The organism is Nonomuraea sp. NPDC001636 (assembly GCF_040298265.1).
Classification (GTDB): domain Bacteria; phylum Actinomycetota; class Actinomycetes; order Streptosporangiales; family Streptosporangiaceae; genus Nonomuraea.
Window position 1 is genome coordinate 124,248 of sequence record NZ_JBEOZT010000003.1, and the last position, 25,229, is coordinate 149,476.

At 72.1% G+C, this 25,229-nt stretch carries 22 protein-coding genes and 1 tRNA gene; 12 read left to right on the forward strand and 11 right to left on the reverse strand.

Annotated elements, in window-relative coordinates:
* Positions 1-57: 57 nt before the first annotated feature.
* The 4 genes from ABT158_RS07605 to ABT158_RS07620 all read right to left on the reverse strand — a co-directional run bounded on the left by ABT158_RS07605 (position 58) and on the right by ABT158_RS07620 (position 4,840).
* On the reverse strand, positions 58-837 hold the full coding sequence (locus ABT158_RS07605) for a class I SAM-dependent methyltransferase (protein WP_352351962.1): 780 nt from the start codon (positions 835-837) through the stop codon (positions 58-60).
* Between the two features lie 702 nt (positions 838-1,539).
* Positions 1,540-2,931 (reverse strand): GH39 family glycosyl hydrolase, encoded by a 1,392-nt coding sequence (locus ABT158_RS07610; protein WP_352351963.1) that lies wholly within the window; start codon positions 2,929-2,931, stop codon positions 1,540-1,542.
* Positions 2,932-3,021: 90 nt separating this feature from the next.
* Positions 3,022-3,774, reverse strand: coding sequence for an SDR family oxidoreductase (locus ABT158_RS07615; RefSeq protein WP_352351964.1), 753 nt, complete (start codon positions 3,772-3,774; stop codon positions 3,022-3,024).
* A gap of 28 nt (positions 3,775-3,802) precedes the next feature.
* On the reverse strand, positions 3,803-4,840 hold the full coding sequence (locus ABT158_RS07620; RefSeq protein WP_352351965.1) for a phosphotransferase family protein: 1,038 nt from the start codon (positions 4,838-4,840) through the stop codon (positions 3,803-3,805).
* A gap of 157 nt (positions 4,841-4,997) precedes the next feature.
* On the opposite strand from ABT158_RS07620, the gene ABT158_RS07625 reads away from it, so the two are divergent.
* The gene (locus ABT158_RS07625; RefSeq protein ID WP_352351966.1) at positions 4,998-6,080 is read left to right on the forward strand and encodes a GNAT family N-acetyltransferase; all 1,083 of its coding nucleotides are present in this window, start codon (positions 4,998-5,000) and stop codon (positions 6,078-6,080) included.
* Entirely contained in the window at positions 6,077-7,207 is a 1,131-nt protein-coding gene (locus ABT158_RS07630) for a DegT/DnrJ/EryC1/StrS family aminotransferase (protein WP_352351967.1), read from the forward strand. Before ABT158_RS07625 ends, ABT158_RS07630 begins: the two co-directional genes overlap by 4 nt.
* Here the strand turns inward: ABT158_RS07630 and ABT158_RS07635 are convergent.
* Positions 7,179-7,898, reverse strand: a complete 720-nt coding sequence (locus tag ABT158_RS07635) for a hypothetical protein (protein WP_352351968.1) — start codon at positions 7,896-7,898, stop codon at positions 7,179-7,181. The two genes, ABT158_RS07630 and ABT158_RS07635, sit on opposite strands and share 29 nt — an antisense overlap.
* A gap of 41 nt (positions 7,899-7,939) precedes the next feature.
* Positions 7,940-9,334 (reverse strand): MocR-like pyridoxine biosynthesis transcription factor PdxR, encoded by a 1,395-nt coding sequence (pdxR, locus tag ABT158_RS07640; protein ID WP_352351969.1) that lies wholly within the window; start codon positions 9,332-9,334, stop codon positions 7,940-7,942.
* A 71-nt stretch (positions 9,335-9,405) separates the two neighbouring features.
* On the opposite strand from pdxR, the gene ABT158_RS07645 reads away from it, so the two are divergent.
* The 8 genes from ABT158_RS07645 (at position 9,406) to ABT158_RS07680 (ending at position 18,147) form a co-directional block, all read left to right on the forward strand.
* Positions 9,406-10,044 (forward strand): pyridoxamine 5'-phosphate oxidase family protein, encoded by a 639-nt coding sequence (locus ABT158_RS07645; RefSeq protein WP_352351970.1) that lies wholly within the window; start codon positions 9,406-9,408, stop codon positions 10,042-10,044.
* A gap of 85 nt (positions 10,045-10,129) precedes the next feature.
* Positions 10,130-12,499, forward strand: coding sequence for a serine/threonine-protein kinase (locus ABT158_RS07650; protein WP_352351971.1), 2,370 nt, complete (start codon positions 10,130-10,132; stop codon positions 12,497-12,499).
* Between the two features lie 114 nt (positions 12,500-12,613).
* Positions 12,614-14,272: a serine/threonine-protein kinase gene (locus tag ABT158_RS07655; RefSeq protein ID WP_352351972.1), complete on the forward strand. Its 1,659-nt coding sequence runs from the start codon at positions 12,614-12,616 to the stop codon at positions 14,270-14,272.
* A 21-nt stretch (positions 14,273-14,293) separates the two neighbouring features.
* Positions 14,294-15,685, forward strand: a complete 1,392-nt coding sequence (locus ABT158_RS07660; RefSeq protein WP_352351973.1) for a protein kinase family protein — start codon at positions 14,294-14,296, stop codon at positions 15,683-15,685.
* 46 nt (positions 15,686-15,731) lie between these two features.
* Entirely contained in the window at positions 15,732-16,952 is a 1,221-nt protein-coding gene (locus tag ABT158_RS07665; protein ID WP_352351974.1) for a DUF2510 domain-containing protein, read from the forward strand.
* Positions 16,953-17,020: 68 nt separating this feature from the next.
* Positions 17,021-17,614 carry an oligoribonuclease gene (gene orn / locus ABT158_RS07670; RefSeq protein WP_352351975.1) on the forward strand — a complete coding sequence of 198 codons (594 nt, stop codon included), beginning with the start codon at positions 17,021-17,023 and terminating at the stop codon, positions 17,612-17,614.
* A gap of 68 nt (positions 17,615-17,682) precedes the next feature.
* Positions 17,683-17,758: transfer RNA gene (locus ABT158_RS07675), tRNA-His, on the forward strand.
* A gap of 155 nt (positions 17,759-17,913) precedes the next feature.
* Complete coding sequence (locus ABT158_RS07680; protein WP_352351976.1) at positions 17,914-18,147, forward strand: helix-turn-helix domain-containing protein; 234 nt, start codon at positions 17,914-17,916, stop codon at positions 18,145-18,147.
* A gap of 12 nt (positions 18,148-18,159) precedes the next feature.
* Here the strand turns inward: ABT158_RS07680 and ABT158_RS07685 are convergent, their stop codons facing one another.
* Positions 18,160-18,828, reverse strand: a complete 669-nt coding sequence (locus ABT158_RS07685) for a helix-turn-helix domain-containing protein (RefSeq protein WP_352351977.1) — start codon at positions 18,826-18,828, stop codon at positions 18,160-18,162.
* An 87-nt stretch (positions 18,829-18,915) separates the two neighbouring features.
* On the opposite strand from ABT158_RS07685, the gene ABT158_RS07690 reads away from it, so the two are divergent.
* Positions 18,916-20,172 (forward strand): NAD(P)/FAD-dependent oxidoreductase, encoded by a 1,257-nt coding sequence (locus tag ABT158_RS07690; RefSeq protein WP_352351978.1) that lies wholly within the window; start codon positions 18,916-18,918, stop codon positions 20,170-20,172.
* A 22-nt stretch (positions 20,173-20,194) separates the two neighbouring features.
* Here the strand turns inward: ABT158_RS07690 and lat are convergent, their stop codons facing one another.
* The 4 genes from lat to ABT158_RS07710 form a co-directional block, all read right to left on the reverse strand.
* Entirely contained in the window at positions 20,195-21,463 is a 1,269-nt protein-coding gene (gene lat, locus ABT158_RS07695; protein ID WP_352351979.1) for an L-lysine 6-transaminase, read from the reverse strand.
* A gap of 66 nt (positions 21,464-21,529) precedes the next feature.
* Positions 21,530-22,114, reverse strand: coding sequence for an HdeD family acid-resistance protein (locus ABT158_RS07700; protein ID WP_352351980.1), 585 nt, complete (start codon positions 22,112-22,114; stop codon positions 21,530-21,532).
* Between the two features lie 16 nt (positions 22,115-22,130).
* A complete protein-coding gene (gene trhA, locus ABT158_RS07705) occupies positions 22,131-22,778 on the reverse strand; it encodes a PAQR family membrane homeostasis protein TrhA (RefSeq protein ID WP_352351981.1) in 648 nt (215 codons plus the stop codon).
* 47 nt (positions 22,779-22,825) lie between these two features.
* Positions 22,826-24,358 carry a penicillin-binding transpeptidase domain-containing protein gene (locus ABT158_RS07710; protein WP_352351982.1) on the reverse strand — a complete coding sequence of 511 codons (1,533 nt, stop codon included), beginning with the start codon at positions 24,356-24,358 and terminating at the stop codon, positions 22,826-22,828.
* A gap of 49 nt (positions 24,359-24,407) precedes the next feature.
* Here ABT158_RS07710 and ABT158_RS07715 point away from each other — a divergent pair, with 49 nt between their 5' ends.
* Positions 24,408-25,229, forward strand: a complete 822-nt coding sequence (locus ABT158_RS07715; RefSeq protein WP_352351983.1) for a spermidine synthase — start codon at positions 24,408-24,410, stop codon at positions 25,227-25,229.

Consider the following 25,229-nt stretch of genomic DNA (forward strand, 5'->3'; position numbering starts at 1 on the left):
CCGATCGCGGACGCCAGTCAGGGCCGCCGCTGGGCGGTCCGGGCGGGTTGCCTGTTGTCAGGCGTCTGGGCCGTTGCGCTGGAGTTCCAGGAAGTCCTGGTCGCAGCTCAGGCGGTAGCCGTCGGGGGTGCGGAAGTGTTCCTGGAGGTAGGCGGCGACCTCGTCCATGGCGGGCGGCTGCGACAACGGGACGACGTTCAGCATGAACTGCGCGACCGCCAGGGCGGTTTCCAGGTCGGGCATGGTCACCGAGGCCGGGTCGGTGCTGATGCCGATCTCCCACTCGGTGCCCGCGGTGGCGGCGAAGGCGCGCCCGAGGGCGTCCAGGTCGTAGCGGTGGCCGGTGAAGCGGCGCAGCAGGCGCATGCAGTCGCTGTCGGGGTTCTGCATGACGACCACGGTGAAGCCGCCCTCGGCCGTCCAGGAGGCCAGCCTCTGGAGCTGGCGCAGCCAGGACTGCTGCGGCAGGTAGTACAGGACGTGCGCGCACAACACCAGGTCGGCGGTCTCCTCCGGGTCGGCGGTGGCGATGTCCTGACCGAGGATCGTGGCCTCGGGACACCGGCGGGCCAGCTCCGCCCGCAGGTGCTCGTTCGGCTCGATGGCGATCGTCCGGTCGAACCTGGGGGCCAGCCACGCGGTGGTCTCGCCCGTCCCCGCACCGGCGTCGATGAACGTACGGCGGTGGGGCAGCCGTCCCACGACCCGGGCCAGCTCTTCGCGGGCCCGGATCTTCTGGTCGGTGTGGGCCAGGAAGGTGGCGAAGGCGGCGTCGTAGGCCGCGCTCATCGGGTCGAGGATGTGCACGATGGGCGGCTCGGCGTTGCTGTCGGTCATCACGGTCCCCGGCGTCACAAGTCGGTCACTTTCAGCTTATGGAGCACCACTCTACGTTCATGGGCGTCCGGATCGGTGAAGCGGTGGACCGTGCCGGGCGGCTGCCCCGGGGACGGGTCCTGGAGGCGTTGAGCCGGGGGTGGTTGGGAGGGCGGGCCTGGGTGCGGGATCGGGTGTCGGGAGTCGCCGGGGGGGGGCGGGGCAGGCTTGGGGGAGGTCGGTGGAGGTGGGTGAGGCGGATGCCAGGGGCTCGTGTGGGTGTTCGACGGGGAGGTGGCGGTGCTGCGGTGTCGGTGCGGGAGGCCGGCGGCGAGCTTCAGGAGCCGGGGCGCGGGCGGCACGCGGTCCTTCGCCGGTGACCGAGCAGCGACGCAGCAACCGGGGGTTCTGGAGGCGTCCTTCCAGGGACGCCGAAGGCGCCTTTCAGGGGATGCCGAAGACGCCTTCCAGAGGTGGCAACCATCAGCGCCGGAGGCGCCCCCACCAGGGCGGGCTCCAGCAGGCCCACCCGGTAACCAGGCAACGGGCTGGGTGGGCCATGGGCGCCGAAGGCGCCGGGCTTGCTAACCCCAAGCGCCGGAGGCGCCCCCACCTGGGTGGGCTCCAGCAGGCCCACCCGGTAACCAGGCAACGGGCTGGGCGGGCTAGGGGCGCCGAAGGCGCCGGGCTTGCAAACCCCAAGCGCCGCAGGCGCCGGTGCCGTCAGGCGCCGCCTCTTCCCGCCCACTTGATCTCGTACGCCCCCAGCGTCACCGCCTTGCCGTCCACCGTGGCCGTCACCTCCCGGTCGGACGTGTTCACCATGACGACCTGCTGCTCCTGCGCCAGCACCTGCACCTTCGGGTCGGACGACGTCACCGCGCTGTCGAGCCGCGCCCCCGCCGGGAACCACCGGGTGAACCCGCTCAGCAGCCCCGCCATCGGCATCTCGTCCCCCCGCCCGGGCGCCCAGAGGCAGCCGTCGCACTGGCCCGTCCCCTTCACCTGCGGGTTCCAGTACAGGGCGGTGGTGACGCCGCTCCTGGCGAACTCCATCATCGCCGCCGCCTGCACGGCCGTGCGCCGCTCCTCGCTCCAGCCCGAGTTCTCCGGCTCGACGTACCATTCGGCCCACCAGACGGGCAGGTCGTCGCTCTTCTCCCGCAGCCACTTCGTGATCGCGCCGAACTTGCCGAGCGCGCCGAAGTCGTCGGGGACGTTCCCCTTGTCGGTCGTCATCGAGGCGCCGTCCACGACGATGAAGTCGGCGCCCTTCTTGTGCTCGATCCAGTACTCGATGGCGTCGAGCGCCCGCTGGTCGACGGTCCCCCACGGGCCCTTCAGCTCGGACGGCCCGCCGCCCGAGCCGCTCTCGATCGGCATGTACGGCCCGCCCACCTTGATCTGCGGGTCGACCTTCTTCAACGCCGTGTAGACCTTGTTGTAGAGCTGGGTGTACCCCTCGGCGTCCCAGCGGTTGGTGGAGGGGTCCCAGAAGCCCTTGAACTCGTTCCACACCATGTAGTACTTGACGGTCGGGTACTGCCGGGCCACCCGCGCGGCCAGCTTGGCGTAGTCGTCGAAGTGCTCCGGCTTGGGGGCGACGGTGTGGTTCTTGCTCCAGTCGGTACGTCCGGGCTGCCCGCCCTTCATCCAGTCGGGCGCGCAGCACAGGGTGATCACCGGCACCGCCCGCGACGACGCCATGAACGTCAGCCGCCGGTCGAGGTCGCGGAAGCTGAACTGGCCGGGGCTCGGCTCGGGGTTGCCCACGCCCCAGCCCATGATGTGCTGGTTCTGCAGCATCGGCACCCGTCCGAGCAGGCCCCTGGCCTGTTCGACGACCGGGCGCGGCTCGGTCTCGGTGCTGTATTGCGTGTGCGTGACGCCCCACCGGGGCCAGTCGTGGAGCACGGGCGGCTGTTCGAGCCGCGGCGGCGCCTGGGTGGGCCCGACCTCGGCCACCTCGCCGCCCCTGAAGCCCTCACGGGAGCTCGACCGCGTGCCGGCGTAGACCATGATGCCGACGACGAGCACGACCGCGAGGACGCCGGCCCCCAGGGCGATCGGCCATGGCGACCGTTTGCGCGCGTGTCTGCCCTCGGTGGGAATCACGGAACGCTCCTTACCATCACGCAACGTACAAGGGCCAGGCAGTGCCCGGCCCTTATGACGGTAATCGTTCCGCTTGCAGCAGACTTGCTGTCAATCGGAAGCGGGTGGGCGCTGACCGCCCGCGGGCCCGGGAACCCCCGAGTAACGGTACGGCACCGGCTGCCTGCCCGGCTGCACGACGAGCAGGGTGCCCGGCGTCTCGGTGTAGAAGGCGGACTCGACGGCGGCGGCGACGTCCTCGGCCGTGAGCAGCGGGAATCCGGCGTCGACGAACATCTCCCGCGCGGCGGCCACCAGCGGAGTGTCGGTGAATCCGGGGCAGACGGCGTTGATCCGGATGTTCTGCTGGGACAGCGGCTCGGCCAGCGCCCGGACCAGGCCGACGACGGCGTGCTTGGTCATGGTGTAGATCGGGTCGCCGGAGAAGGCCACCAGCCCGGCCAGCGAGGACGTGGCCACGATCGCGCCGCCGCCCGACCTGGCCAGCAGCGGCACACTGGCGCGCACGCCGAAGACGACGCCGTCCACGTTCACGCCGACGATCGCGCGGTATCGCTCCAGGTCGAAGTTCGCCAGGTCGACGCCTCCGGAGATGCCGGCGTTGAGGTGCACCAGGTCGAGGCGGCCGTACCGCTGCTCGGCGAGCGCGACGGCCTCCAGGGAGGCTTCCTCGGTGCTGACGTCGGCGGCCAGCCACGCGCCCTCGACCTCCTTGGCCACCCGCTCGACGCCCTCGCCGTCGCGGTCGACGAGTACGCACTTCGCGCCGCCCGACGACAGCCGCCGGGCCACCGCGGCGCCGATGCCGCTGGCCGCTCCGGTGATGAGTGCAACTGTGCTCATGGGGCTCCTTGCGGGGTCAGGGGCGGGGTCAGGGCTGGTCGAGCATGCGATGGGCGCGGGAGATCAGCGTCGGCACGGCCGCGCCGATGCGGTCGAACCCCTCCCCCACGGTCTTACCCTGCTTGAAGCGGGCGTGGATGCCCTCCACGATCACCGCCAGCTTGAAGTTGCCGAAGGCCACGTAGAACCCGAGGTCCGAGATGTCGCGGCCGGAGACCTTCCCGTAGTGGGCGGCGAACTCGGCGGCGTTCATGAACCCCGGCGCCACCGTCACGTCGCCGGACACGGGGATGCGGGCCCGTTCGTCGTCCCCGCGGTCGTGCCAGTACGTCAGCGTGAGCCCCAGGTCGGCCAGCGGGTCGCCGAGCGTGGACATCTCCCAGTCGACCACGGCCATGATCTCGATCTCGGCCGGCGGCGGCGCCAGGCGCACCAGGGTGTTGTCCAGCCGGTAGTCGCCGTGCACCAGGGTGCTGTCGGACGCGGCGGGCAGCCGCTCGCGCAGCCGCCGTACGAGGCTGTCGTAGTCGGGCAGGTCGGCGGTCTTCGACCGTTCCCACTGCTGGCACCACCGGTCGAGCTGCCGGGCCAGGTACCCCTCCGGACGGCCGAAGTCGCCGAGCCCCACCTCGCGGTAGTCCACGGCGTGGATGGCGGCCAGCACCTCGGCCAGCCGCTCCGACAGCCGCCGCGTCTGGGCGGGCGTCGGCTGCCCCAGCTCGTCCTTGGTCTGGACGGCGGCGCCGGGCACGTACCCCATGACATAGAACGGCGCCCCGACCACCTCCTCGTCGGCGCAGAAGGCGACGGGCTCGGGCACCGGGACGGGCGTCGGCGCCAGCGCCGAGATGACCCGCCACTCCCGCCGCATGTCGTGGGCGGTGGGCAGCACGTGACCCAGCGGCGGCCTGCGCAGCACCAGCCGGCGCTCGCGCGCCTCCACCAGGTAGGTCAGGTTCGACCTGCCTCCGGAGATCAGCGAGACGGACAGCGGCTCCCCGGCGTCCGGCACGTTCCTGCCCAGCCACGAGACCAGCCGCGGCCAGTCGATCCCTGGTACGGTCATGGACACACATTAGAACGCCACTCGGTCCTGAATGCCAGCTGAGAGTTGCATAACAGTAGGCCCGGCACATCCCAGGCATGGACGCCCATCCTTTAACCTGGCCCTACACCTCTGACCGCATGCTGGTCAGGTTGTGGTAAGCCGACAGTAGGAGCCCATGCGCGTCACCGTTGCCCACCCTCGCGATCTGGGACAGCCCGAGCTCAGCCGATGGCGCGCCCTGCAGGAGTCCGACGCCGCCTTCGACAACCCCTTCCTGTCCCCGGAGTTCACGGTCACGGTGGGCGAACTCCGCGACCTGGTCCGGGTGGCCGTCCTGTACGACGGGCCGGACATCGTCGGCTTCTTCCCCTTCGAACGCCATCCGCTGGGCATCGGCAAGCCGGTCGCCGCGGGGCTGACCGACGCGCAGGGCCTGGTTCACGCCAAGGGCCTCGACCTCGACCCGCGCCGGTTGATCAAGGACTGCGGGCTGTCGGTCTACGAGTACGACCACCTGGTCTCCGGCCAGCCGCTGCTCGACGGGCGGTACACCACGCACCCCTCGCCGATCATCGACCTGCGCGACGGCTGGGGCCCCTACACCGAGACGTTGCGCGCCCGGTCCGGCAAGACGTACAAGTCGACCCTGGCCAAGTCCCGCAAGCTGCAGCGCGAGTCGGGGCCGCTGCGCCACGACTACGCGATCACCGAAACCGGGCCGCTGCACACGCTGCTCGGCTGGAAGACCGACCAGTACCGGCGTACCGGGCGCACCGACCGGTTCTCCCAGCGGTGGATCGTCGAGCTGGTCGAGCGGCTGCTCGCCACCCGGTCCGACAGCTTCGCCGGCGTCCTCGACATGGTCTACGTCGACGACGTGCCGGTGGCCGGGCACTTCGGGGTGCGCACCCGCACGACGCTGGCCGGCTGGTTCCCGGCCTACGACACCGCCTACGCCAAGTACTCCCCCGGGCTCATCCACCACCTGGCGATGGCCGAGGCGGCCGCCGCGTCGGGCGTCCAGGTGATCGACATGGGCCGGGGCGAGAAGGAGTACAAGGAGAAGCTCAAGAACGGCGAGCTGGAGGTGGCCGAGGGCCGCGTGGCCAGGGCCGGAGTGGCGGCCGGGGTCCACTGGATGATGCGGGTGCCGGTGCGCAAGACGCGCGCCACGGTGATGGCCAATCCGCTGCTGCTCAAGACCGCGGACAAAGCGTTGAAAACTTTCGGGCGACTGCGTACCGTCCTACAAGGGTGAGACTCATCGCGGAGCGCACCGGGCGGCACTGCCTGTGGCTCCCATCCAACCGCCTCGGCCTCTACCTCGCGCTGCGCCACTGGTGCCTGCCGGGTCAGCGGCTGCTCATGTCGCCGGTCTCGGCCGACGAGATCCTCTTCCTCGTGCTGGCGGCCGGTCTGCGCCCGGTGATCGCGCCGCTGTCCCCGCGTGACGGCAACATCGACGTCTCCCGGGTCGACCTGTCCACGGTGGACGCCGTCCTGACGACGAACCTGTACGGCCTGCCCGACCAGGTGTCCGCCTTCACGGGAAAGATCCTGATCGAGGACGTGGCGCACGCCCTGGAGACCACTTCCGGCGGACGCCCGCTGGGCACGTTCGGGCAGGCGGGGGTCTTCAGCCTGTCCAAACATCCGGGCGCGGGCTCGGGCGGCGTGCTCGCGGTGAGCGACCGCGCCGACCTCGAAGCGCTCGAACGCGCCCGTGACGAGCTGCTCGTCCCCGGCGCGCTGCGCACCGACCTGTTCAGCGTGGCCACCTCCATGGCCCGGCAGGCGGCGCTCAGGCTCGACCTCGTCCGTCCGGCGCTCGCGCTCATGCGGGCCCTCGGCATGCAGGAGGAGCGCGAGGGCTACCGCATCGCCCTGGAGCCCGACGCGCTGGAGCTGGCGCTCAAGCAGGTGCCCGCGCTGCCGCCGTTCGACCCGTGGGTACGCGCCGACCTGGCGGCCTACCGCGCCCGGCGGGGCCGGCTGGTCCGCTGGTACCAGTCCAGGCGCCTGGCCAAGGTGCCCGGCGAGCGGGCGCGGCGGCTGGCCGGGATCGCCCGGCTGGCCGAGCTGCCCACGGTGGCGCCCGCCGTGCCGGCCAACCTGGACCAGCCGCTGTTCCGCGTCCCGCTGCTGGTGCGCGACAGGGACGCGGCCGTCGCCGAGCTGGAGCGCCGCGGGGTGGCCACCGGCTACCTGTACGACCCGCCGTACGACGAGTACGCCCTCGGCTTCACCGACGCCTCGCCGGACCCGGGCCCGGCGCGCTGGTGGGCCCGGCACGTGCTGCCCGTGGACCCGCTGTACGCGGCCCGCTCGCTGCCCGTCCTGCGCGGTCTGGAGCCGCCTACGCGGGGTCCGCGCGAAGCAGTCTGAGGAACGCGCGCAGCCCGGTGATGATCTCCTGGTTGTCGTTGAGGCCGTCCACGGTCTCCTCGAAGCGGCGGGCCATCAGCGTGATCCGGCGGTCCAGGTCGTGGTCGGCCCGTTCCAGGCCGGCCCTGGTGGCCGCGAGCTCGCCGCCGATCTCCCCGGCCTGCCGGGTGAGCCGCTCGGCGGCGGCGGACAGCGCCTCGACCTGGTCGCGCAGCGCGATCACGTCGAGGCGCGGGTAGCGGACCTCGCGTCCCAGCGTCCTGACCCGCTCGCGCAGGTGCCCGACGTAGGCCCCGGCCGGGCGGAACGCGGTGGCCAGCAGGTAGAACCCGGCGAAGTAGTAGCCGATCTGCCGCCCGGAGAAGAACGTGACCACCGCGACCACGACGGCCGAGACCACGTGCCCGGCGACCGCGAGGACGAGCATGCGGCGGGCGATCGTCCTGGCCTCCTCCTCGCCGCGGGCCGGGACGTCGATGCCGGCCTCGCGGGAGACCGCGATGTCGCGCACCACCTGCCGGGCGGCGAAGGACAGGTTCCACGGGAAGGTCAGCAGGACGACCAGCCAGACCAGGCAGATCGCGCCCAGGCCCAGCGACAGGAGGGTGGACAGGGGCACGCCCGCGTACAGGACGAGCCACGCGGTGACCGCCGTGACGATCAGCGAGGCCGGCAGGAGCCAGGGTTTCATGACCGTCACCCTGCGGGCGGCGGCCCGGCGGGCGCCAGCGCTCAGATACTCAATCCGGTCTGAGCATCCCGGATCAGCCCGGCCAGCACCGCGCAGCCGCGCCGGACGTCCCTGAGCGAGGCCGAGCCGTAGCCGAGGACCAGGCCGTGCAGGCGGGCGCGGTCGTGGTGGTGCCGGTCGGCGGGGTCGAGCAGCACGCCGCGTTCCCTGGCCCGCTCCACGACCTCCTGGACGTCGCCCGCCGGCAGCTCGGCCAGCACGTGCAGCCCGGCGGTGTCGCCGCGCAGGCGGCAGACCGGGCCGAGGATCTCCACGACGGCGGCCCGGCGGCGGGCGTACTCCAGGCGCATCCTGCGCAGATGGCGGTCGAGGTCGCCGCGTTCCAGCAGGGTGGCGACGGCCTGCTGGACCGGTCCGCTGGTGCGGTCGGAGACCGCGCCCCGGAGGGCGGCGATCCGGCTCACCAGGTCGGGCGTGCCGACCAGCCAGCCGACGCCGACGTCGGGGGCCAGGGTCTTGGACAGCGAGCCCAGCAGCACCACGCGGGTGGGGTCGAGGCCGTAGAGGGCGGGCAGGGGGGCGACGTCGTAGCGGAACTCGGCGTCGTAGTCGTCCTCGACGATCGTGGCGCCGGTGCTCCTGGCCCAGGACAGCAGGCGTTCCCGGCGCGGGATCGGCAGCCGGCCGCCCAGCGGGTACTGGTGGGCCGGGGTGGTGTAGAGGACGCGCAGGTCGCGGGGCAGGTCGTCGACGATCACGCCGTCCTCGTCCACCGGGCAGGGCACGACCTCGGCGCCCCTGGCCGCGAACACCGTGCGGGCCACGTGGTAGCCCGGGTCCTCGACGCCCGCCCGTCCGCCGCCGGCCAGCAGGGCCAGCGCGCACAGGTCGAGCCCGTTGCCGGTGCCCCTGGTGACCAGCACGTTCTCGGGGCCGACGGCCATGCCCCTGGCCCTGCGCAGGTGGTCGGCGAGCAGCTCGCGCAGGCGCGGCAGGCCGTGCAGGTCGGGCGAGTCGCCGGGCGGCAGCTCGCCGGCCCTGCGCCAGGCCCGCTTCCAGGCGGCCCGGTCGTAGTCGCGCACCCAGGGGTCCCCGGGGCGCAGGTCGATCCACTCGCCCTCGGGACGGCGGGCGGGCGGCGCCGGCTCGTACGGGCTCTCGCGCGGCGGGACGTGCGACTCCATGGCCGCCACGAACGTGCCGGACCCGTGGCGCCCCTCCAGCCAGCCCTCGGCGTAGAGCTGCTGGTACGCCTCGGTGACGACCGTCCGGCTCACCTTGAGCTGGTCGGCCAGCGCCCGCGTGGACGGCAGCCGCTCGCCCGGCGCGAGCGCGCCGCCCATCATGGCGTGCCGCAGCCAGCCGGCGAGCTGGGTGGTCAGCGGGACGGCCGAGTCACGGGACAGGGATACCGGCAGGTCAATGTGGGTGCGCACGAAAGTGGTCTCTAGGAAGGGTCGGTTAGTGGCCCTACAGGATAGGTCCACTTCGCGATTAGCGTCGAATCATGCTCTCCTCCACCCCGCGCACGGCTCTCGGCCGAGAGAAGCACCGCGGCAGCACCGACCGGAACGATCTCTACGACGTGCTCGACAGCGGGCTCGTCTGCCACCTCGGCGTGGTGGCCGACGGCCATCCCATGGTCGTGCCCACCGGCTACGGACGGATCGGCGACACGCTCTACCTGCACGGCTCCACCGGCGCGCGCTCGCTGCGGGCCGGCGACGGCGCCGAGGTCTGCGTCACGGTCACCCACCTGGACGGCATCGTGCTGGCCCGCTCGGTCTTCAACCACTCCGTCAACTACCGTTCGGCGATCGTCTACGGCCGGGCCCGGCTGGTGAGCGACCCCGACGAGCGGCTGGCGGCCCTGCGGGCGCTCACCGAGCAGCTCGCCCCCGGCCAGTGGGACTACGTCCGGCCGCCCACGCGCAAGGAGCTGGCCGCCACCGCCGTGCTGGCCCTGTCGCTGGCCGAGGCGTCGGTCAAGATCCGCAGCGGGGCGCCGGAGGACGAGGAGGAGGACTACGCGCTGCCGGTCTGGGCCGGGGTGCATCCGCTGGTCACGACCTGGGGCGAACCGCAACCGGATCCGGCACTTCCAGAAGGTATCGATATACCGGTTCACATCCTCCGTCGGGAGTAGTTCCATGAATCCGGAACCACCTGGCAAACCCGACTCCTTGATCACGCGTCTCATCAGGTGGGCCGGCTCCTGATGGGAGAGGGCGATGGAGTGGAGTGCTCCCGGTTACACGGAGATCAGACAGCTCGGCGCGGGCGCGAGCGGGCGCGTCGTGCTGGGCGTGCACGACGAGACGGGCGTGAAGGTCGCGATCAAGTACCTCTCCGAGGCGCTGCTGCGCGACCCCGCCGCCCTGTCCCGCTTCCAGGCCGAGGCGCGGGTGCTGACCTCGCTGCGCGACCCGAACATCGCCACGATGTGGGAGTACATCCAGGAGCCGAACGGCGCCTGCATCGTGATGGAGCTGGTCAACGGCGTCTCGCTGCGCGCCCTGCTGCGTGAGAACGGCACGACCGAGCCCGAGGCGGCGCTGGTCGTGCTGAAGGGCTCGCTGCTGGGCCTGGCCAGGGCCCACGCGTCCGGGGTCGTGCACAAGGACTACAAGCCCGAGAACGTGCTCGTCCGCGACGACGGGATGAGCAAGCTCGTGGACTTCGGCGTCGCGGTGCCGCAGGGCACGGCCACGCATCCGGAGGGGACGCCGCCGTACATGGCGCCGGAGTTGTGGGCCGGCCGGCCCGCCTCGCCGGCGACCGACGTGTACGCGGCCACCGCGGTCTTCTTCGAGTGCCTGACCGGGCACCGGCCGTACCGGTCCACCGAGCCCAGCGTGCTCGGCTACCAGCACGTGCACGCGCCGGTGCCCTTCCACGACGCGCCCGAGCCGGTCCAGGAGCTCGTCCGGCGCGGCCTGGCCAAGGAGCCGCGGGACCGGCCGCCGAGCGCCCTGGCCTTCGTCGAGGAGCTGGAGGCCACGGCGCGGGCCGCGTACGGCGAGGACTGGGAGGAGCGGGGCAGACGGCGCCTGGCCGCGCTGGTCGCCCTGCTCGCGCTGCTCCTGCCGGCCCCGCCCCAGCCCACCCCCGAGGTCACCACGTCCCTGGCCAGGACGGTCTTCCGCGGCCTGCGGTCCAACGCGGTGCGGGTGGGCATGGGCACCGCCCTGGTGGCGGTGGTGACGGTGGCGGTGGTGGTCGCGCTCGCCGCCCGGCGGCAGCCTGCCGAGCAGCCGGTCGGCGCGGCCGCCGCGGTGCCGCCGGCCACGACGGAGGCGGTGACCGCGCCGCCGAGCACGGCCGAGGCCGTGCTCGCGCCGCCGAGCACGCCCGGGGCGACGCCGCGGACCTCTCCCGAGGGGCCGCCGTCGCCGGCGTCCTCGCCCGAGCTGCTGCCGCCGCCGACGACCTCCAGGCCGCCCGTCACCACCCGGGCGCCGCGCACTCCGACGGCCGGGCCCACGAGGAAGCCGACCAGGACCGCCACGCCGAAGCCGCCGGTGACGCCCACCCGGACGCCGACGCCGTCCCCCACACCGACGCCCACGCCGACGCCCAAGCCGACCCCCACCCCGACGCCGACGCCCGTCGCGACCGTTCTCGGGGTGAGCGTGGGTGACGTCACGGTCGACGGCGACGGCCTCGCGCGCGCCTCCGTCACCGTCCGGACCGCCGGGGGCTCCCCCGTCACCGCCACCGGGACGTGGACCGCGCCGGGCGGCGAGGGCCACGTCCAGCGCCTGCGGCTGAGCGGCGCGACGTCCTACACCCGCGCCTTCACCTGGGACCTCGGCGAACGGCCGTGCGGCGGGACCGTCACGCTGACCGTCGTCACCTCCCCCGCCGCGCCGGGCGGCGCCCGGTCCTCCTCGGCGCCGGTGCCGGCCTGCCCGACGCGGGTGAACGGGCTGTTCGTCTCGCTGGCGATGCCCGACGCGCCGGGGCTGACCGCGCGCGCCCGGGTCGCCGTGACCGCCGACGGCACCGGCGAGCTCCCGGTCGAGGCCGCGTTCGCGGTGGACGGCGAGACCGTCGGCGCCCGTACGGCGAGCCTGTCCGGCCGGACCTCCTACTCCCGCGTCTTCACCCACGCCTTCCGCGTGCGCCCCTGCGGCTCCACCCTGTCGGTACGGGTCCGCGCCGCCGACCGCGTCCGGACCGCCCGGGTCGAGGTCACCTGCCCGCCCGCCGTGCGACGGGTCTCGATCGTCAGGGCCGGGCCGGGCGAGGGCGGCCTGGTGGCGACCGTCTCGGTGGTCACCGCCGACGACCGGCCGGTGACGCTGGACGTGGGGTTCCTGCTCGGCGGCGAGCCGGCCGGCTCGGAGCGGCTCACGCTGTCCGGCGACACCGCGTACACCAGGACGGTGAGCCGGGCGCTCAGGACCGTCCCGTGCGGCACCACCTGGACCGTCACGGCGTCCACGACGCCGGAGGCGGCCGGCGGCCCGGACCGGGCGAGCGGAAAAACCCCAGAATGCCCCAGAGAGACACCCAAGCCCGAAGAAACCCCAAAACCACAGGAAACGCCCAAACCGCAGGAATCCCCGCAATCCGATAAGCCCGGCACGGTGGACTAACCTCGCAAATTTGGCCATATCGGCATATCGGTGGTGGGAAAGCCCTTCCCTCTGGTTAAGCTACGCAGCGTTTGATGCGGGTGGGGGCCCGAATGACTCCAGAGGAGACCGTTTATGTACGGCGAAGGGCAGTGGGGGGTCCCCGGCTACACCGAAGTCCGGGAACTGGGCAGCGGTGCCGCCGGCCGGGTGGTCCTTGCCACGCGTGACCACGACGGCGTGGAAGTCGCCATCAAATACCTGAACGACGAGCTCAGGTCCGACATGGGCTTCGTGGCCAGGTTCCGGCACGAGGCCCGGCTGCTCGGCACCCTGCAGAGCTCGCACCACGCGCGCCTGATCGACTACGTCGAGTCGGGGCAGGGCGCGGCGATCGTCATGGAGCTGGTCAACGGCGTCTCGCTGCGCGAGATCCTGCGCTCCGAGGGGCCGACCGGGGCCGAGGCGGCGCTGGTCGTGCTCAAGGGCTCGCTCCAGGGGCTGGCCGCCGCGCACGCGATCGGCGTCGTCCACCGCGACTTCAAGCCCGAGAACGTGATGGTCCAGGGCGACGGGGTCAGCAAGCTGGTGGACTTCGGCATCGCGGTCCGGGCCGGCGAGGGGGCCAGCGCCGCGGGCACGCCGCCGTACATGGCGCCCGAGCAGTGGGCGGGCGGGGCCGCCGGGCCGGCGACCGACGTCTACGCCGCCACGGTCGTGTTCTTCGAGTGCCTGACCGGCACCCGGCCCTTCCGTGCGTCCAACATCGCCGCGCTCGCCCGTCAGCACCAGAGCGCGCCGCCGCCCGTCGAAGAAGTGCCCACGGCGCTCCAGAGCCTGGTCGAACGCGGCCTGGCCAAGCAGCCGGGCGAACGGCCGCCGTCCGCCGAGGCGTTCCTGACCGAGCTGGAGGCCATCGCGGCCGAGGCGTACGGCGCCGACTGGGAGGAGCGCGGACGCCGCCGCCTGGCCGCGCTCGCCGGCCTGCTGATCCTGCTGTTCCCGAGCCCCCTGCACGATGCCGCCGAGACGCACACCGCGCTCACCGAGACCCGCTTCCCCGACCCCGCCCGCCTGCTGAGCAAGCTCTCGGCCAAGATCGCGATCGGCGCGGTCGCCGTGGGCGTGGTGGTGGCCGTGGGCGTGATCCTGGTCAACTCCTCCTCCGACGAGCCGGTGCTGCGGGCCCAGACGAGCGAGGTCACGCCCAGCGCGACCGACCCGGTGATCGACGAGGAGCCCACGGAGGAGGAGCCGACCGCGACGCCCGAGGAGACCACGCCGGAGCCGGACCCGACGCCGACCTCCGCGGACCCGGCCGTCTCGACCCCGCCGCCCGTCCTGCCGACGGCGACGGCGGCGGCGACGGCCTCGCCGTCCAGGACGCCCACGCCGACACCGACGCGGAAGCCGACCAGACGGCCGGTCAGGACGCCGAAGCCGACCCCGACCGACTCCCCCGAGCCGGACATCACCGGCAAGAACAGCACGACCAGCGACGGCAGCAAGCCCACCTCGGCCGCTCCCACGCCCACCCAGACCTCCGCCCCGCCCACCAGGACGCCGCCGACCAGGACGCCCCCGAGCAGCCCGCCGCCTTCGGAGACGGAGGAGCCCAGTCCGACCGGGACGCCGAGCGGCGGCGAGGGCGGCGGCACCCAGACGCCCACCCTGGACACGGTGGGCAAGGCGCAGGCCGGACTCCTCGCGCTCGGCCTGATGACGTCCGGCGCGGTTCCGGTCACACTTGCGGTGAAACGTCGCATGACAGGACGCCACAGAAAGCAGCGCTAGACGCGCCGGGGGGCAAGGGGGATGGACAACCACAGGAACGGTATCGCCGGATTCCGGCTGACCGAGCACACGTGGATGACCGAGCTCGGCAACTGGATCGACGCCATCTCGCCGGACGGCCGCAGGGCCGGGGCGCTGCTGTTCGACCCGCGGGTCATCGGCCTGCCCGGCGTCCGGGAGCGCGTGGTGAACACGGTCATGACCGACCAGCACCTCGTGCTGGGCGGCATGGGCGGGCTGATCCCGGTGGCCGACGTGGTCGCGGCGGGCGACCAGGTGTGGCTGCTCACCGCGCAGGCGGTCAGCCCCACGCTGGCCGACCTGCTCGCCGGCGCGCCCGTCGATCCGGCGGGGGCGGCGTCGGTGCTGACGGAGACCGCGCAGACGCTGCTCGCGCTGCACGCCGCCGGGGTCACGCACGGCTCGGTCCACCCGGGCACGGTGGTGATCACCGCCGAGGGGGCCGCGCTGCTGTCGGAGCGCGGCTTGTCCGACGCGATCCGCGGCCAGGTCTCGCCGCGTGAGCGGGACGCGGCGGGCTGGGCGTCGCTGGCCCGCGGGCTGGCCGCGTCCTTTACGCAGACCGCGCCGCGGGCCGCCGGCCTGTTCGAACGGGCCGCCGGCACGGCCACCACGCTCGGCCTCGAACCGGCCCGCGCCATGCTGAGCCAGGAACGCGCGGCGCTGCCCGGCGGCCTGATCAGCCGGGACGCGCTGGCGCGGGCGGCGCGCGGCCGGTCGGCGTTCGCGCAGCCGCCGTCGTTCGCCGCGCAGCCGCCGCCGGCGCCCCAGGACGAGGGCGACATCGTCACGCTGCTGCACGTGCCGGCGTCGGGGTCGCCGCCGCGCCTGCAGTTCGGCCCGGGGGTGGGCGGCCCGGGAGCCGGTGCCGGCACCGTGCGGCAGCCCGAGACGACGGCCGAACGCATCTGGCGCGAGGGACGCGACGGCGCCGCGACCGTCCACCGGCCGGAGAAGCGGTCCCAGGGCCGGGTGGCCAAGGTGTCGCGACGACGGCGGCGGCGCACGATCCTGTCCACGGCGCTCTTCGCGGTCGTCATGGCGGGCGCGATCGTGGCCTGGTTCAGGCTGACAGACGCCCCCGAGCTGGCGGTGCGGTCGATCGACGTGGTGGCGCCGAAGAAGACGCTGGGCTGCGACGGCGCGATCGTCCTGACCGGGACGGTGGTCACCAACGGCGGCGTGGGCGAGATCCGCTACGAGTGGCGCAAGAACCTGGACAAGGAGGTCGTCAAGGGCAGCCTGCGCACGAGCGCCGACAAGACGTCCTACTCGGTGCCGCTGCGCTGGACGTTGTCGGGCAAGAGCAACGTCAAGGCCACGGCCACGCTGAAGGTGCTGTCGCCGGGCCCGGCGCGTACCGACAAGGCGAGCTTCACCTACAAGTGCTGACCTTCCCTGAATGCGCAACAAAGCGGTTCTTACTAATCTGACGGGCATGACCACGCAGACCCCCGCGGGCTGGTACCCCGACCCGTACGGAGAGCCGCAGCTCCGCTGGTGGGACGGCAACCAATGGACGGACGCCACCCACGCGCAGGAGCGGCAGCCTCAGCCGCAGCAGCCGTCCTCCGGGCCGCAGCCGGGCCCGGGGCCGGGCCCGGGGCCGCAGCCCCAGTCGTCCCCCGACTGGTCGGCCACCCCGGCGAACCCCACGCTCCAGTACGGCCGGCCCTCCGCCGGCCAGCCGCCCTACGGGCCGCCCGCCGACCAGCAGCCCACGCAGGGTCAGCCCCCCTACGGCGGTCAGCCCGCCCAGGGCCTGCCCGCCTACGGGCAGCCCACCCGCCAGCTGCCCGCCTTCGGCCAGCAGCCTGCGCAGCAGCCCACGCAGCAGCCCACACAGCAGCCCACACAGTGGGCCGGCGGTCCGCTGCCCGGCCCCGGCCAGGCGCCGCCGCCCAAGCAGGGCAACCCGCTGCCGTGGGTGTTCGGCGGCCTGGCCGCGCTGGTCGTGGTCGCGCTGATCGTGGTCGCCGGGATCTTCTTCCTCAACCGGGGCGGCGGCACCCCGGTCGCCTCGCCCACCACCGAGGAGCCGCAGCCCTTCCCGACGGCCGAACCGCCCTCCGCCGGGCCGCCGACCGAGCTCCCCCCGCAGGGCGGCGAGCTGCCGCAGCCCAAGGACGGCCGCATCACCGACTCGCGGAGCGGCCTGTCCTACCAGGCGCCCGACGGCTGGAAGGTGCCCGCGTACGGCGACGTCAACGGCGCCGACCCCTCCCAGCAGATGTGGACGAGCGGCGTGCAGGCCAGCTCGCAGGAGAACTACGAGGGCGACAAGGACTGGATCGGCAACGCCTACGCCGGCCCGCTGGCCGCGCTCATCCCCTACACCGGCGCAGCGGCGCTGGAGGACACCGCCAAGGCGCTGTTCATGCAGTTCAGCACCCAGTTCTACGAGCCGCAGCACACGACCAAGCTCATCGAGAACAAGGCCACGAAGATCGGCGACCATGACGCGTGGGTCATGCAGTTCCAGCTCGACTTCACCGCCGTCGCGGAGAAGAACGGCTACAAGTGGAAGAAGGAGAACGCCGCGATCGTGCTCATGGACCGCGGGGCCGGGCAGCGTCCGACGTTGTTGTACATCTCCGTTCCCGACAATCTGGGCACGGACGTGGTGGCGAAGGTTCTCGGCTCGCTCAAGCCCGCGTAAGCGGGGGCACTAGGCTGGTGGGGTAACAAGCGGGCGGATTGCTCCGAGCCGCTGGGCGAGGAGATCGAATGAGTGACGTGCTGGTCTGGATCGACTGCGAGATGACCGGGCTCGACCTGGGGCGCGACGCGCTGGTCGAGGTGGCCTGTGTCATCACCGACAGCGAGCTCAATCAGCTCGACGAAGGCGTCGACGTGGTCATCAAGCCGCCGCCGAAGTCGCTGGAGCAGATGTCGCAGGTGGTGCGCGAGATGCACACCGCCTCGGGCCTGCTGCCCGAGCTGCCGGGCGGCGTCACGCTGGCCGAGGCGGAGTCGCTCGTGCTCGACTACATCCGGCGGCACGTGCCGGAGCCGAAGAAGGCGCCGCTGTGCGGCAACTCGATCGGCACCGACCGCACGTTCATCGCCAGGGACATGCCCGGGGTCGACGCCTGGCTCCACTACCGCATGGTCGACGTGTCGTCGATCAAGGAGCTGGTGCGCCGCTGGTACCCGCGGGTCTACTTCGCGGCCCCCGAGAAGCAGGGCGGACACCGCGCGCTCGCCGACATCAAGGAGAGCATCAGGGAGCTGCGCTACTACCGCGCGGCGATCTTCGTGGCGCAGCCCGGCCCCGACTCGGCGACTGCCCGGCAACTCGCCGAGCGGGTCAGCGGCTAATTGGATGGCGTAAAGACTCCCGAACCCCGCTACACTTTTCCTGTGCCGTCACGGAGCGGGCGGCCATGGTGGGTGTAGCTCAGTTGGCAGAGCGCCAGGTTGTGGTCCTGGATGTCGAGGGTTCAAGTCCCTTCACTCACCCCAAGCACACAGCCGGTCCCTCGGGACCGGCTGTTGTCGTTTTCTCCCGACAACGCCCCCAAATCGGGACAATGCGAGTTATGCTCGCTGTCTACCGCTAACGCCGGAAGCACGGGGGCCATCGGCGATCAGACCGTCTGCGCGCCCCCGGAGGCCGGATGAGAGTCGACGACGCAGCGTTCGACAGCGTGATCACGTCCTTGAGCAAACGCGAGGCCGAGGTCATGGATCTGATCGCCTCGGGCCGGTCCAACGGCCAGATCGCCCAATGCCTGTTCCTCAGCGAGAAGACCGTGAAGAACCACGTCAACCGGATCTACGCCAAGCTCGGCGTCGACTCCCGGGTCACGGCCATCGGACTGTGGTTGTCGCTCAGGAAGGACGGCTCCTGACCCGGCGGGGGTTCAGCCGGTCGTGATCCGGCGGCCGGTCAGGCGGGTGGGCCTGATCTTCAGGTAGTGCTGGCGCCGCCCGCCGGCCCACGGCTCGACGCCCGTGCTCGCTGCCTCGGCCCGCTCGTCCTCGGTCGTGACGTGGTGCAGCGAGCCGTGGACGAGCACGCTCCAGCCGCCCCGCGTCAGCTCCTCTATGCGATCGACCTCGAACGCGACCTTGTACTCGACGTCCTCCACACCCGTGCTCAGGTCCTCGTCGGTGCTGCCGCCCGCCGCGGTGCGGAACACGATCGCCCCGTCCGACATCCGGAAGTTCACCGGCAGCACGGTCAGGCCGTAGCGGCCCTCGAAGGCGATCCGGCCCACTCCCCCGGGCCGCAGCAGGCGCAGGCACTCCTCCTCCGCCAGCGGCACCAGCGTGGGGTGCGCCGAGGCCGGCCCCGCGCCGGCGGGCTCGGTCACCTCCCCGAGCAGGCCCTCCACGGTGGTCTCCAGCGCCTCGGCCAGGCGGGCCAGGGCCTCGCGCACCGAGATGCCGGACTGGTCCTCCAGATAGGCGACGTAGCCGACCGCCACGCCGGACCTGTCGGCCAGCTCCTGCCGGCTCAGGTTCAGCGATTCGCGACGTTCGGCTATCCGGCGGCCCAGGCGTTCCATCGTGGTCACTTGCTCAGACATACCGGTGCCCTACCCCGGATCTCCCCACTTCCCGGTGGTGTCTACGGCAGAAATGGTTTAACCGATGCTCTGGGTGCCATATGGACCATGGAACGCAATCCGGGAAGGGACGTGGTCATGGTGCGGAGAGCGCGCGTCGTCGTCGTGGGGGCGGGCTTCGCCGGCCTGGCCGCGACGCGGGAACTGGCCAAGGGCGGCGCCCTGGTCACGCTCGTGGACCGGAACCCCTACTCGACCTTCCAGCCCCTGCTCTACCAGGTGGCCACGGCGGGGATGGGCACGTCCGACGTCTCCTACCCGATCCGTACGTTCGCCGCGAAGTGGCCGAACGTCCGCGCCCACCGGGCCGCGCTGAGCAAGGTGCACCCGGACGACCGGCGGGTGGAGTTCGCCGACGGCTCCACCCTCGACTACGACTACCTGGTGATCGCCACCGGCGTCACCACCAACTGGGTCCACGTGACCGGCGCCGAGGAGAACGCGCTGCCGATCTACTCGCTGCGCGACGCGGCCGACCTGCGGCGGCATCTCCAGCACTGCCTGGAGGACACCGCGGCGGGCCGGCGCGAGAGCGCCCACGTCGTGGTGGTGGGCGGCGGCGCGACCGGCGTGGAGACCGCGGGCACGCTGGCCGAGCTGCGCCGCCGTACGGTGCCGCTGACGCATCCCGAGATCCGGCCCGACCAGACGAGCGTCACCCTGGTCGAGCGGTTCGACTACGTGCTGGCGCCGTACAAGCCGCGGCTGCGGGACGCGGCGGCCGAGGCGCTGCGCAGGAGGGGCGTCCGGATGCGCCTGGGAGCCACGGTGGCGGGCGTCCAGCCGGACGCCGTCATCCTGGAGGACGGGACGCGCCTGCCGAGCGACGTGACCGTCTGGGCCCTCGGCGTCACCGCGCCCAAGGAGGTGACCGACTGGGGGCTGCCGCAGGGCAAGGGCGGCCGGATCACGCTCACCGACGCGCTCAACGTGCCCGGCCATCCGGAGATCTTCGTGGCCGGCGACCTGGCCGGGCAGCCGGACCCGCTGCCCCAGCTCGCCCAGCCGGCCATCCAGATGGGCAAGCACGTGGGCAGGCAGATCCTGGCCGCGGCGCACGGACGGCCGCTCAGCCGCTTCTCCTACCGCGACCCCGGGATCATGGCCACGGTCGGCAAGGCCGAGGCGGTGCTGCAGCTGCGCAACGGGCTGACCATGCGCGGCCTGCCCGCCTGGCTGGCCTGGATCTTCGTGCACGTGGCGTACCTGCTGGGCGGGCGCAACCGGGTCAGCGTGCTGCTGAACTTCTTCTGGCGCTACGGCGGTCCGCGCCGCAGCGCCACCAGCATCGCCTCGACCGAGTGAGTGAGCACCGAGTGAGCGGCGCTCAGAGCGCGGCCGACAGCGCGCCCAGGCCGTGTTCGAGGTCGGCCTCGGGGATGTTCAGCGCCGGGCGCAGGCGGACGGACCGGGGCCCGCAGGGCAGCGCCAGCACGCCGTGCTCCTCCCTGAGCCGGGTCACGTAGCCGTCCCTGGCGGCCTGGTCGGGCAGGTCGAAGGCGCACATCAGGCCCCTGCCGCGCACGCCCGAGACCGTGTCGGGGTGCTCAGCCTCCAGCTTGGTGAGCCGTTCGAGCAGGACGCCGCCGAGCCGGCCGGCCCGCGCGATCAGGCCGTCGCGCTCGATGATCTCCAGCAGGCCGCGGCTGCGGACCATGTCCACCAGGCCGCCGCCCCAGGTGGAGTTGATCCGGCCGCTGAGCTGGAAGACGTTGTCGGCCACCAGGTCGACCCTGCGGCCGGCCATGATCCCGCCGACCTGCACCTTCTTGGCGAAGGCCACCACGTCGGGGGCCAGGCCGAGCTGCTGGTAGGCCCAGGGCGTGCCGGTGGTGCCGCCGCCGGTCTGAACCTCGTCCAGGACGAACAGGGCGTCGTGCTCGTGGCACAGGGCCTGCATGGCGCGCAGGAACTCGCCGCGCATGTGGTTGTCGCCGCCCTCGCCCTGGATCGGCTCGGCGATGAAGCAGGCGATGTCGTGGGGGTGACGTTCGAAGGCCGCCCTGGCCTGGGCCAGCGCGCGTTCCTCGGCGGCCTCGACGTCGCCGAGGTGGATGGCCGGCACGTCGATGCGCGGCCAGTCGAACTTGGGGAAGCGGTCGGTCTTGCCCGGCTCGGTGTTGGTCAGGCTCAGCGTGTAGCCGCTGCGGCCGTGGAAGGCGCGGGTCAGGTGCATGACCTTGGTGCCCAGGTCGCGGGGGCGGCCGGCGGCCTCGTTGCGCCGGCTCTTCCAGTCGAAGGCGGTCTTGAGCGCGTTCTCCACGGCCAGGGCGCCGCCCTCGACGAAGAACAGGTGGGGCAGCTCCGGGTCGCCGAGCACGCGGACGAACGTGTCGACGAAGTCGGCCAGGTGCTCGGTGTAGATGTCGGGGTTGGCGGGCTTGTTCCGGGCGACCTGGCCGAGCAGTGCGGCGAAGTCGGGGTCGAAGGGCGGGTTCACACCGAGCGGGGCGGACGCGAAGAAGGTGTAGAAGTCCAGGTAGCGGCGGCCGTTGCGGGCGTCCACCAACCAGGAGCCGCGGCTGAGTTCGAGATCGAGGACGAGACGGTAGCCATCGACGAGCAGGTGACGGGCAAGGCGGGTGTGTACGTCCATGCCTTCTCCAATGTCGTGAGACAGGCCGGAGGTTCCATACAGGGAACCCGGTCGTATCCGTAAAATTTACGGTATTCCTGCCCCGCGAGTGAACTTCTTCAAACGAAGTGACAGCACAATCATCGCGATTCCATACAGGATCGCGAAAATGCCGATCAGCCAGACGAGGCTCAGCATTCCGGCGCCGGGCCAGATGATGAGCAGCACACCGAAGATCACCGACAGGATGCCGGCGATGATGAACATCCACTCGTTCTCGATGGACTTGCGCAGCCGCACGCCCGCCACGATCTCGGAGATTCCGGAGACGATGGCCCAGAAGGCGATGAGGTAGAGCAGCGCGAGCGAGGTGATCCCGGGCCAGGCGAAGGCCATGATGCCGGCCACGATGCCGACGATGCCGGAGAAGATCAGCCAGGCCCGTGACCGGGCGCCGTGCCGGAAGGCGGCGAAGAGCTCGAAGACGCCGGAGACGATGGCGTACGCACCGAAGAAGATCACCAGCACCAGCAGAGTGATCCCCGGCCAGATCAACGCCAGGACACCGAAGATGATCGCGGCGATGCCGCGGACGAGCAGCAGCCACCACGAACGCGAAAGTTCCTGCATACTGGTCTGCTTTCCGTGATTCATGCGAAAAGAGACCAGCACCGGGTCAAATGTCAACCTACATGTGGGAATAGACCACGATCGACACCGCGATGTACTGCACCAGGTACGCGGCGATCGTGCAGGCGTGGAAGACCTCGTGGAAGCCGAACCAGCGCGGCGACGGATCGGGACGGCGCAGCCCGTAGACGATCGCGCCCGCCGAGTAGAAGAGCCCGCCCACGGCCACCAGCACGACGGCGGCCACCCCGGCCCCTTCGAGCAGCTGCGGCATCACGAAGATCGCCGTCCAGCCCAGCGCCAGGTACAGGACGGTGTAGAGCCAGCGCGGCGCGTTCATCCAGCACACCCGGAACAGCACCCCGGCCAGCGCGCCGCCCCACACCACCGACAGCACGGCGACCCTGGCCGCGCCGTCGAGGGCGAGCAGCCCGAACGGCGTGTACGTGCCCGCGATGATCAGGTAGATGTTGGCGTGGTCGAACCTGCGCAGCACCTCGGCCAGGCGCGGCCCCAGCGTGCCCCGGTGATAGGTCGCCGAGATGCCGAACAGCAGCCCCGAGGTGATCGCGTAGACGCCGGCCGCCAGCCGGGCCTGCAGGGTCGGGCCGAGCGCCACGAGCACGAACCCGGCCACCAGCGTCACCGGCAGCGCCCCGGTGTGCAACCAGCCACGCAGCCTCGGCTTCACGGTGATGGTCGTCATGTAACCTACGGTACCGTAGGTTACGGATTGAGCTGAAGTGCCGAAGGTCACAGGCCGTTCAGGAAGCGCACGGCGATCGGCACCGCGGCCGAGCGGCCCGATCCGCCGTTCCTGACGAACACGCAGAAGGCCAGGTCGCCCCGGTAGCCGATGAACCAGCCGTGCGACGTCTGGTCCTGCACCTCGGCGGTGCCCGTCTTGCCCGCCACGCCCTCCGGCAGGCCGGCCTGGCTCGCCGTCCCGTGGTCCACGACGGCGGCCATCATCTCCCGCAACGCCCCGACCACGCCCTCGTCCAGCTTGACGTCGGGGAACGGCTCGCCGTCCACGCGGCGCACGTCGTCCTCCGACAGCAGGCGGGGTGAGCGCCACGTGCCGCTCTGCACGGCGGCGGCCACGGTGGCCATGCACAGCGGGGTGGCCACCACCGTGCCCTGGCCGATCACGTCCAGGGAGAACATGTCCGTGTCGTCGGTCTGCTGCATCGTGCCGCACCGGCCGCCCACGCCGGTTGCCATCGGCCGGTCGAACCCCCAGCGGGCGGCGGTCCTGCGCAGGTCCTCCATGGACAGCCGGCTGGTGGCCTGCTCGACGAACGTGGTGTTGCAGGAGTAGGCGTAGGCGTCGGCGAAGGTCACGGTGCCCCGGTCCACGTCGCCGTCGTTGCTGATCGCCGCCGCGAAGTCCGGCGCGTACGAGGCCGGGCAGCCCATCTCGTCGCCCGTGGCGACCCCCTTCTCCAGCAGCGCGGCGGCGACGATCGTCTTGAACGTGGAGCCGGGCGGGAAGGCGTCGCGCACCGCGCTGAAGTTGTCCTCCAGCCGGTCGGCCAGGGCCAGGATCTCGCCCGTGCTCGGCCTGAGCACCACGATCGAGGAGTTCGCCACGCCGTCCAGGGCCCGCGCGGCGGCGGCCTGGACCGGCTGCGACAGGGTGGTGCGCTCGACGTTCGCCTTCGGCAGGCGGGTCAGCAGCGTCTTGTCGGGCCGTCCCGGCATCCGCGACACCAGCTCCAGCCCGTGGTTGGCCTTGGCGAACTCGGGCTTGAGCGGATCGAGGTAGGCGTCGGCGTAGCTGTCGTTGGGGATCTTGGCGCCCTCGCTGGTCACCAGCTCGGCCGCGGGCGCCTCGACCTCCTCCACCTCCAGCGTGCCGCCGTCCTTGAGCAGCGGGTGCAGCGTCTCGGGCGTCCACAGCACCCGCCAGGCCCGGTCGCGCACGCCCAGCCGCAGCGTGCTCTCGAACGGCCACGGCCCGAGGTCCGTCAGCTCCCGGACGCCCGTGAAGCGCACCTCGGCCGACTCCTCCCCCGTGCCGCGCACCGGCCCCGGGGTGAGCCGGATCGACTCGACGTGCAGGTTCTGCGACAGGTCGCGGTGCCGGTCGAAGAAGTCGGCCGGCGGCCGGTCGACCAGCAGGGCCATGCCCGCGACGTCCCCCTTCCGCCAGGCGTCGAAGTAGGCGGCGGCGGTCTTCGCGGCGCTGCCCTTGACCTGCCCGGCGGCCAGAACGGCGAAGGCGCCCGCCCCCAAAACCGCGACAACCGCGATGACGAGCACAATCAGCCTCTTGCGTCGCATACGGTTCTCCCAGGGAGGGATCAGCGTGGCACGTGGACAGCGGGAACCGATGCCTGGCCGTTATCCGGTGACGTTCGGCGAGGTCGAGCTTCTCCGGGACCTGGACAGGCAGGACGGCTGGGTGCTGTCCAAGGATGGCGTACCTCAGTCGTACGTTGACCTACAAGACCCGACATTTCTGGATTTCGAGTACGTCAGGCTCATGGCCGACGTCATCGACCTCCTGCCGGAGGGGCCGCTGAGCTGCGTCCACGTCGGGGGCGGCGCGTGCACGATCCCGCGTTACGTCGCGGCCACCCGCCCCGGCTCCCGGCACATCGTGATCGAGCCCGACGGCCTGCTGGTCAACCTGGTCCGCGAGCAGCTCGACCTGCGCTCGGTCCCCCGGCTGAAGGTCATCGTGGCCGGCGGCCGCGAGGGCACGGCCAAGGTGTGGGACGACTCGGCCGACCTGGTCGTGCTCGACGCGTTCACCGGCGCCACGATGCCGGTGGAGCTGGCCACCGCGGAGTACATGGGCGACCTGGCCCGCGTGCTGCGCCCCGACGGCACGCTGCTGATCAACATGGCCGACGGCAAGGGCCTGGCGTTCGCCAAGCGGCTGCTGGCCACGGTGTGCGACGCGTTCCGGCACGTGGCGCTGCTGGCCGAGCCGGGGATCATGCGGGGCCGCCGGTTCGGCAACCTGATCGTCGCGGCCTCGCGCACGGAGCTGCCGCTCGACCTGCTGTCCCGGCGCGCGGCCGGCGGCCTCACCCAGGCGCGCTGCGTGCACGGCGAGACGCTGAAGAACTTCATCGGCGGCGCCTACCCCATCAAGGACGGCGACGCCGTGCTCGCCCCGGTCCCGCCCCCGGCCGTGTTCGGCTGA

What these genes read in the sequence shown, in the direction of transcription:
- ABT158_RS07620 (WP_352351965.1), bottom strand. Translation starts at nt 4,840, where the DNA reads ATGACCGTACCAGGGATCGACTGGCCGCGGCTGGTCTCGTGGCTGGGC.
- ABT158_RS07615 (WP_352351964.1), bottom strand. Translation starts at nt 3,774, where the DNA reads ATGAGCACAGTTGCACTCATCACCGGAGCGGCCAGCGGCATCGGCGCC.
- ABT158_RS07685 (WP_352351977.1), bottom strand. Translation starts at nt 18,828, where the DNA reads ATGTCTGAGCAAGTGACCACGATGGAACGCCTGGGCCGCCGGATAGCC.
- ABT158_RS07635 (WP_352351968.1), bottom strand. Translation starts at nt 7,898, where the DNA reads ATGAAACCCTGGCTCCTGCCGGCCTCGCTGATCGTCACGGCGGTCACC.
- ABT158_RS07645 (WP_352351970.1), top strand. Translation starts at nt 9,406, where the DNA reads ATGCTCTCCTCCACCCCGCGCACGGCTCTCGGCCGAGAGAAGCACCGC.
- ABT158_RS07665 (WP_352351974.1), top strand. Translation starts at nt 15,732, where the DNA reads ATGACCACGCAGACCCCCGCGGGCTGGTACCCCGACCCGTACGGAGAG.
- lat (WP_352351979.1), bottom strand. Translation starts at nt 21,463, where the DNA reads ATGGACGTACACACCCGCCTTGCCCGTCACCTGCTCGTCGATGGCTAC.
- orn (WP_352351975.1), top strand. Translation starts at nt 17,021, where the DNA reads ATGAGTGACGTGCTGGTCTGGATCGACTGCGAGATGACCGGGCTCGAC.
- ABT158_RS07710 (WP_352351982.1), bottom strand. Translation starts at nt 24,358, where the DNA reads ATGCGACGCAAGAGGCTGATTGTGCTCGTCATCGCGGTTGTCGCGGTT.
- ABT158_RS07650 (WP_352351971.1), top strand. Translation starts at nt 10,130, where the DNA reads ATGGAGTGGAGTGCTCCCGGTTACACGGAGATCAGACAGCTCGGCGCG.
- ABT158_RS07690 (WP_352351978.1), top strand. Translation starts at nt 18,916, where the DNA reads ATGGAACGCAATCCGGGAAGGGACGTGGTCATGGTGCGGAGAGCGCGC.
- ABT158_RS07660 (WP_352351973.1), top strand. Translation starts at nt 14,294, where the DNA reads ATGGACAACCACAGGAACGGTATCGCCGGATTCCGGCTGACCGAGCAC.
- ABT158_RS07680 (WP_352351976.1), top strand. Translation starts at nt 17,914, where the DNA reads ATGAGAGTCGACGACGCAGCGTTCGACAGCGTGATCACGTCCTTGAGC.
- ABT158_RS07625 (WP_352351966.1), top strand. Translation starts at nt 4,998, where the DNA reads ATGCGCGTCACCGTTGCCCACCCTCGCGATCTGGGACAGCCCGAGCTC.
- ABT158_RS07715 (WP_352351983.1), top strand. Translation starts at nt 24,408, where the DNA reads ATGCCTGGCCGTTATCCGGTGACGTTCGGCGAGGTCGAGCTTCTCCGG.
- ABT158_RS07655 (WP_352351972.1), top strand. Translation starts at nt 12,614, where the DNA reads ATGTACGGCGAAGGGCAGTGGGGGGTCCCCGGCTACACCGAAGTCCGG.
- trhA (WP_352351981.1), bottom strand. Translation starts at nt 22,778, where the DNA reads ATGACGACCATCACCGTGAAGCCGAGGCTGCGTGGCTGGTTGCACACC.
- ABT158_RS07605 (WP_352351962.1), bottom strand. Translation starts at nt 837, where the DNA reads ATGACCGACAGCAACGCCGAGCCGCCCATCGTGCACATCCTCGACCCG.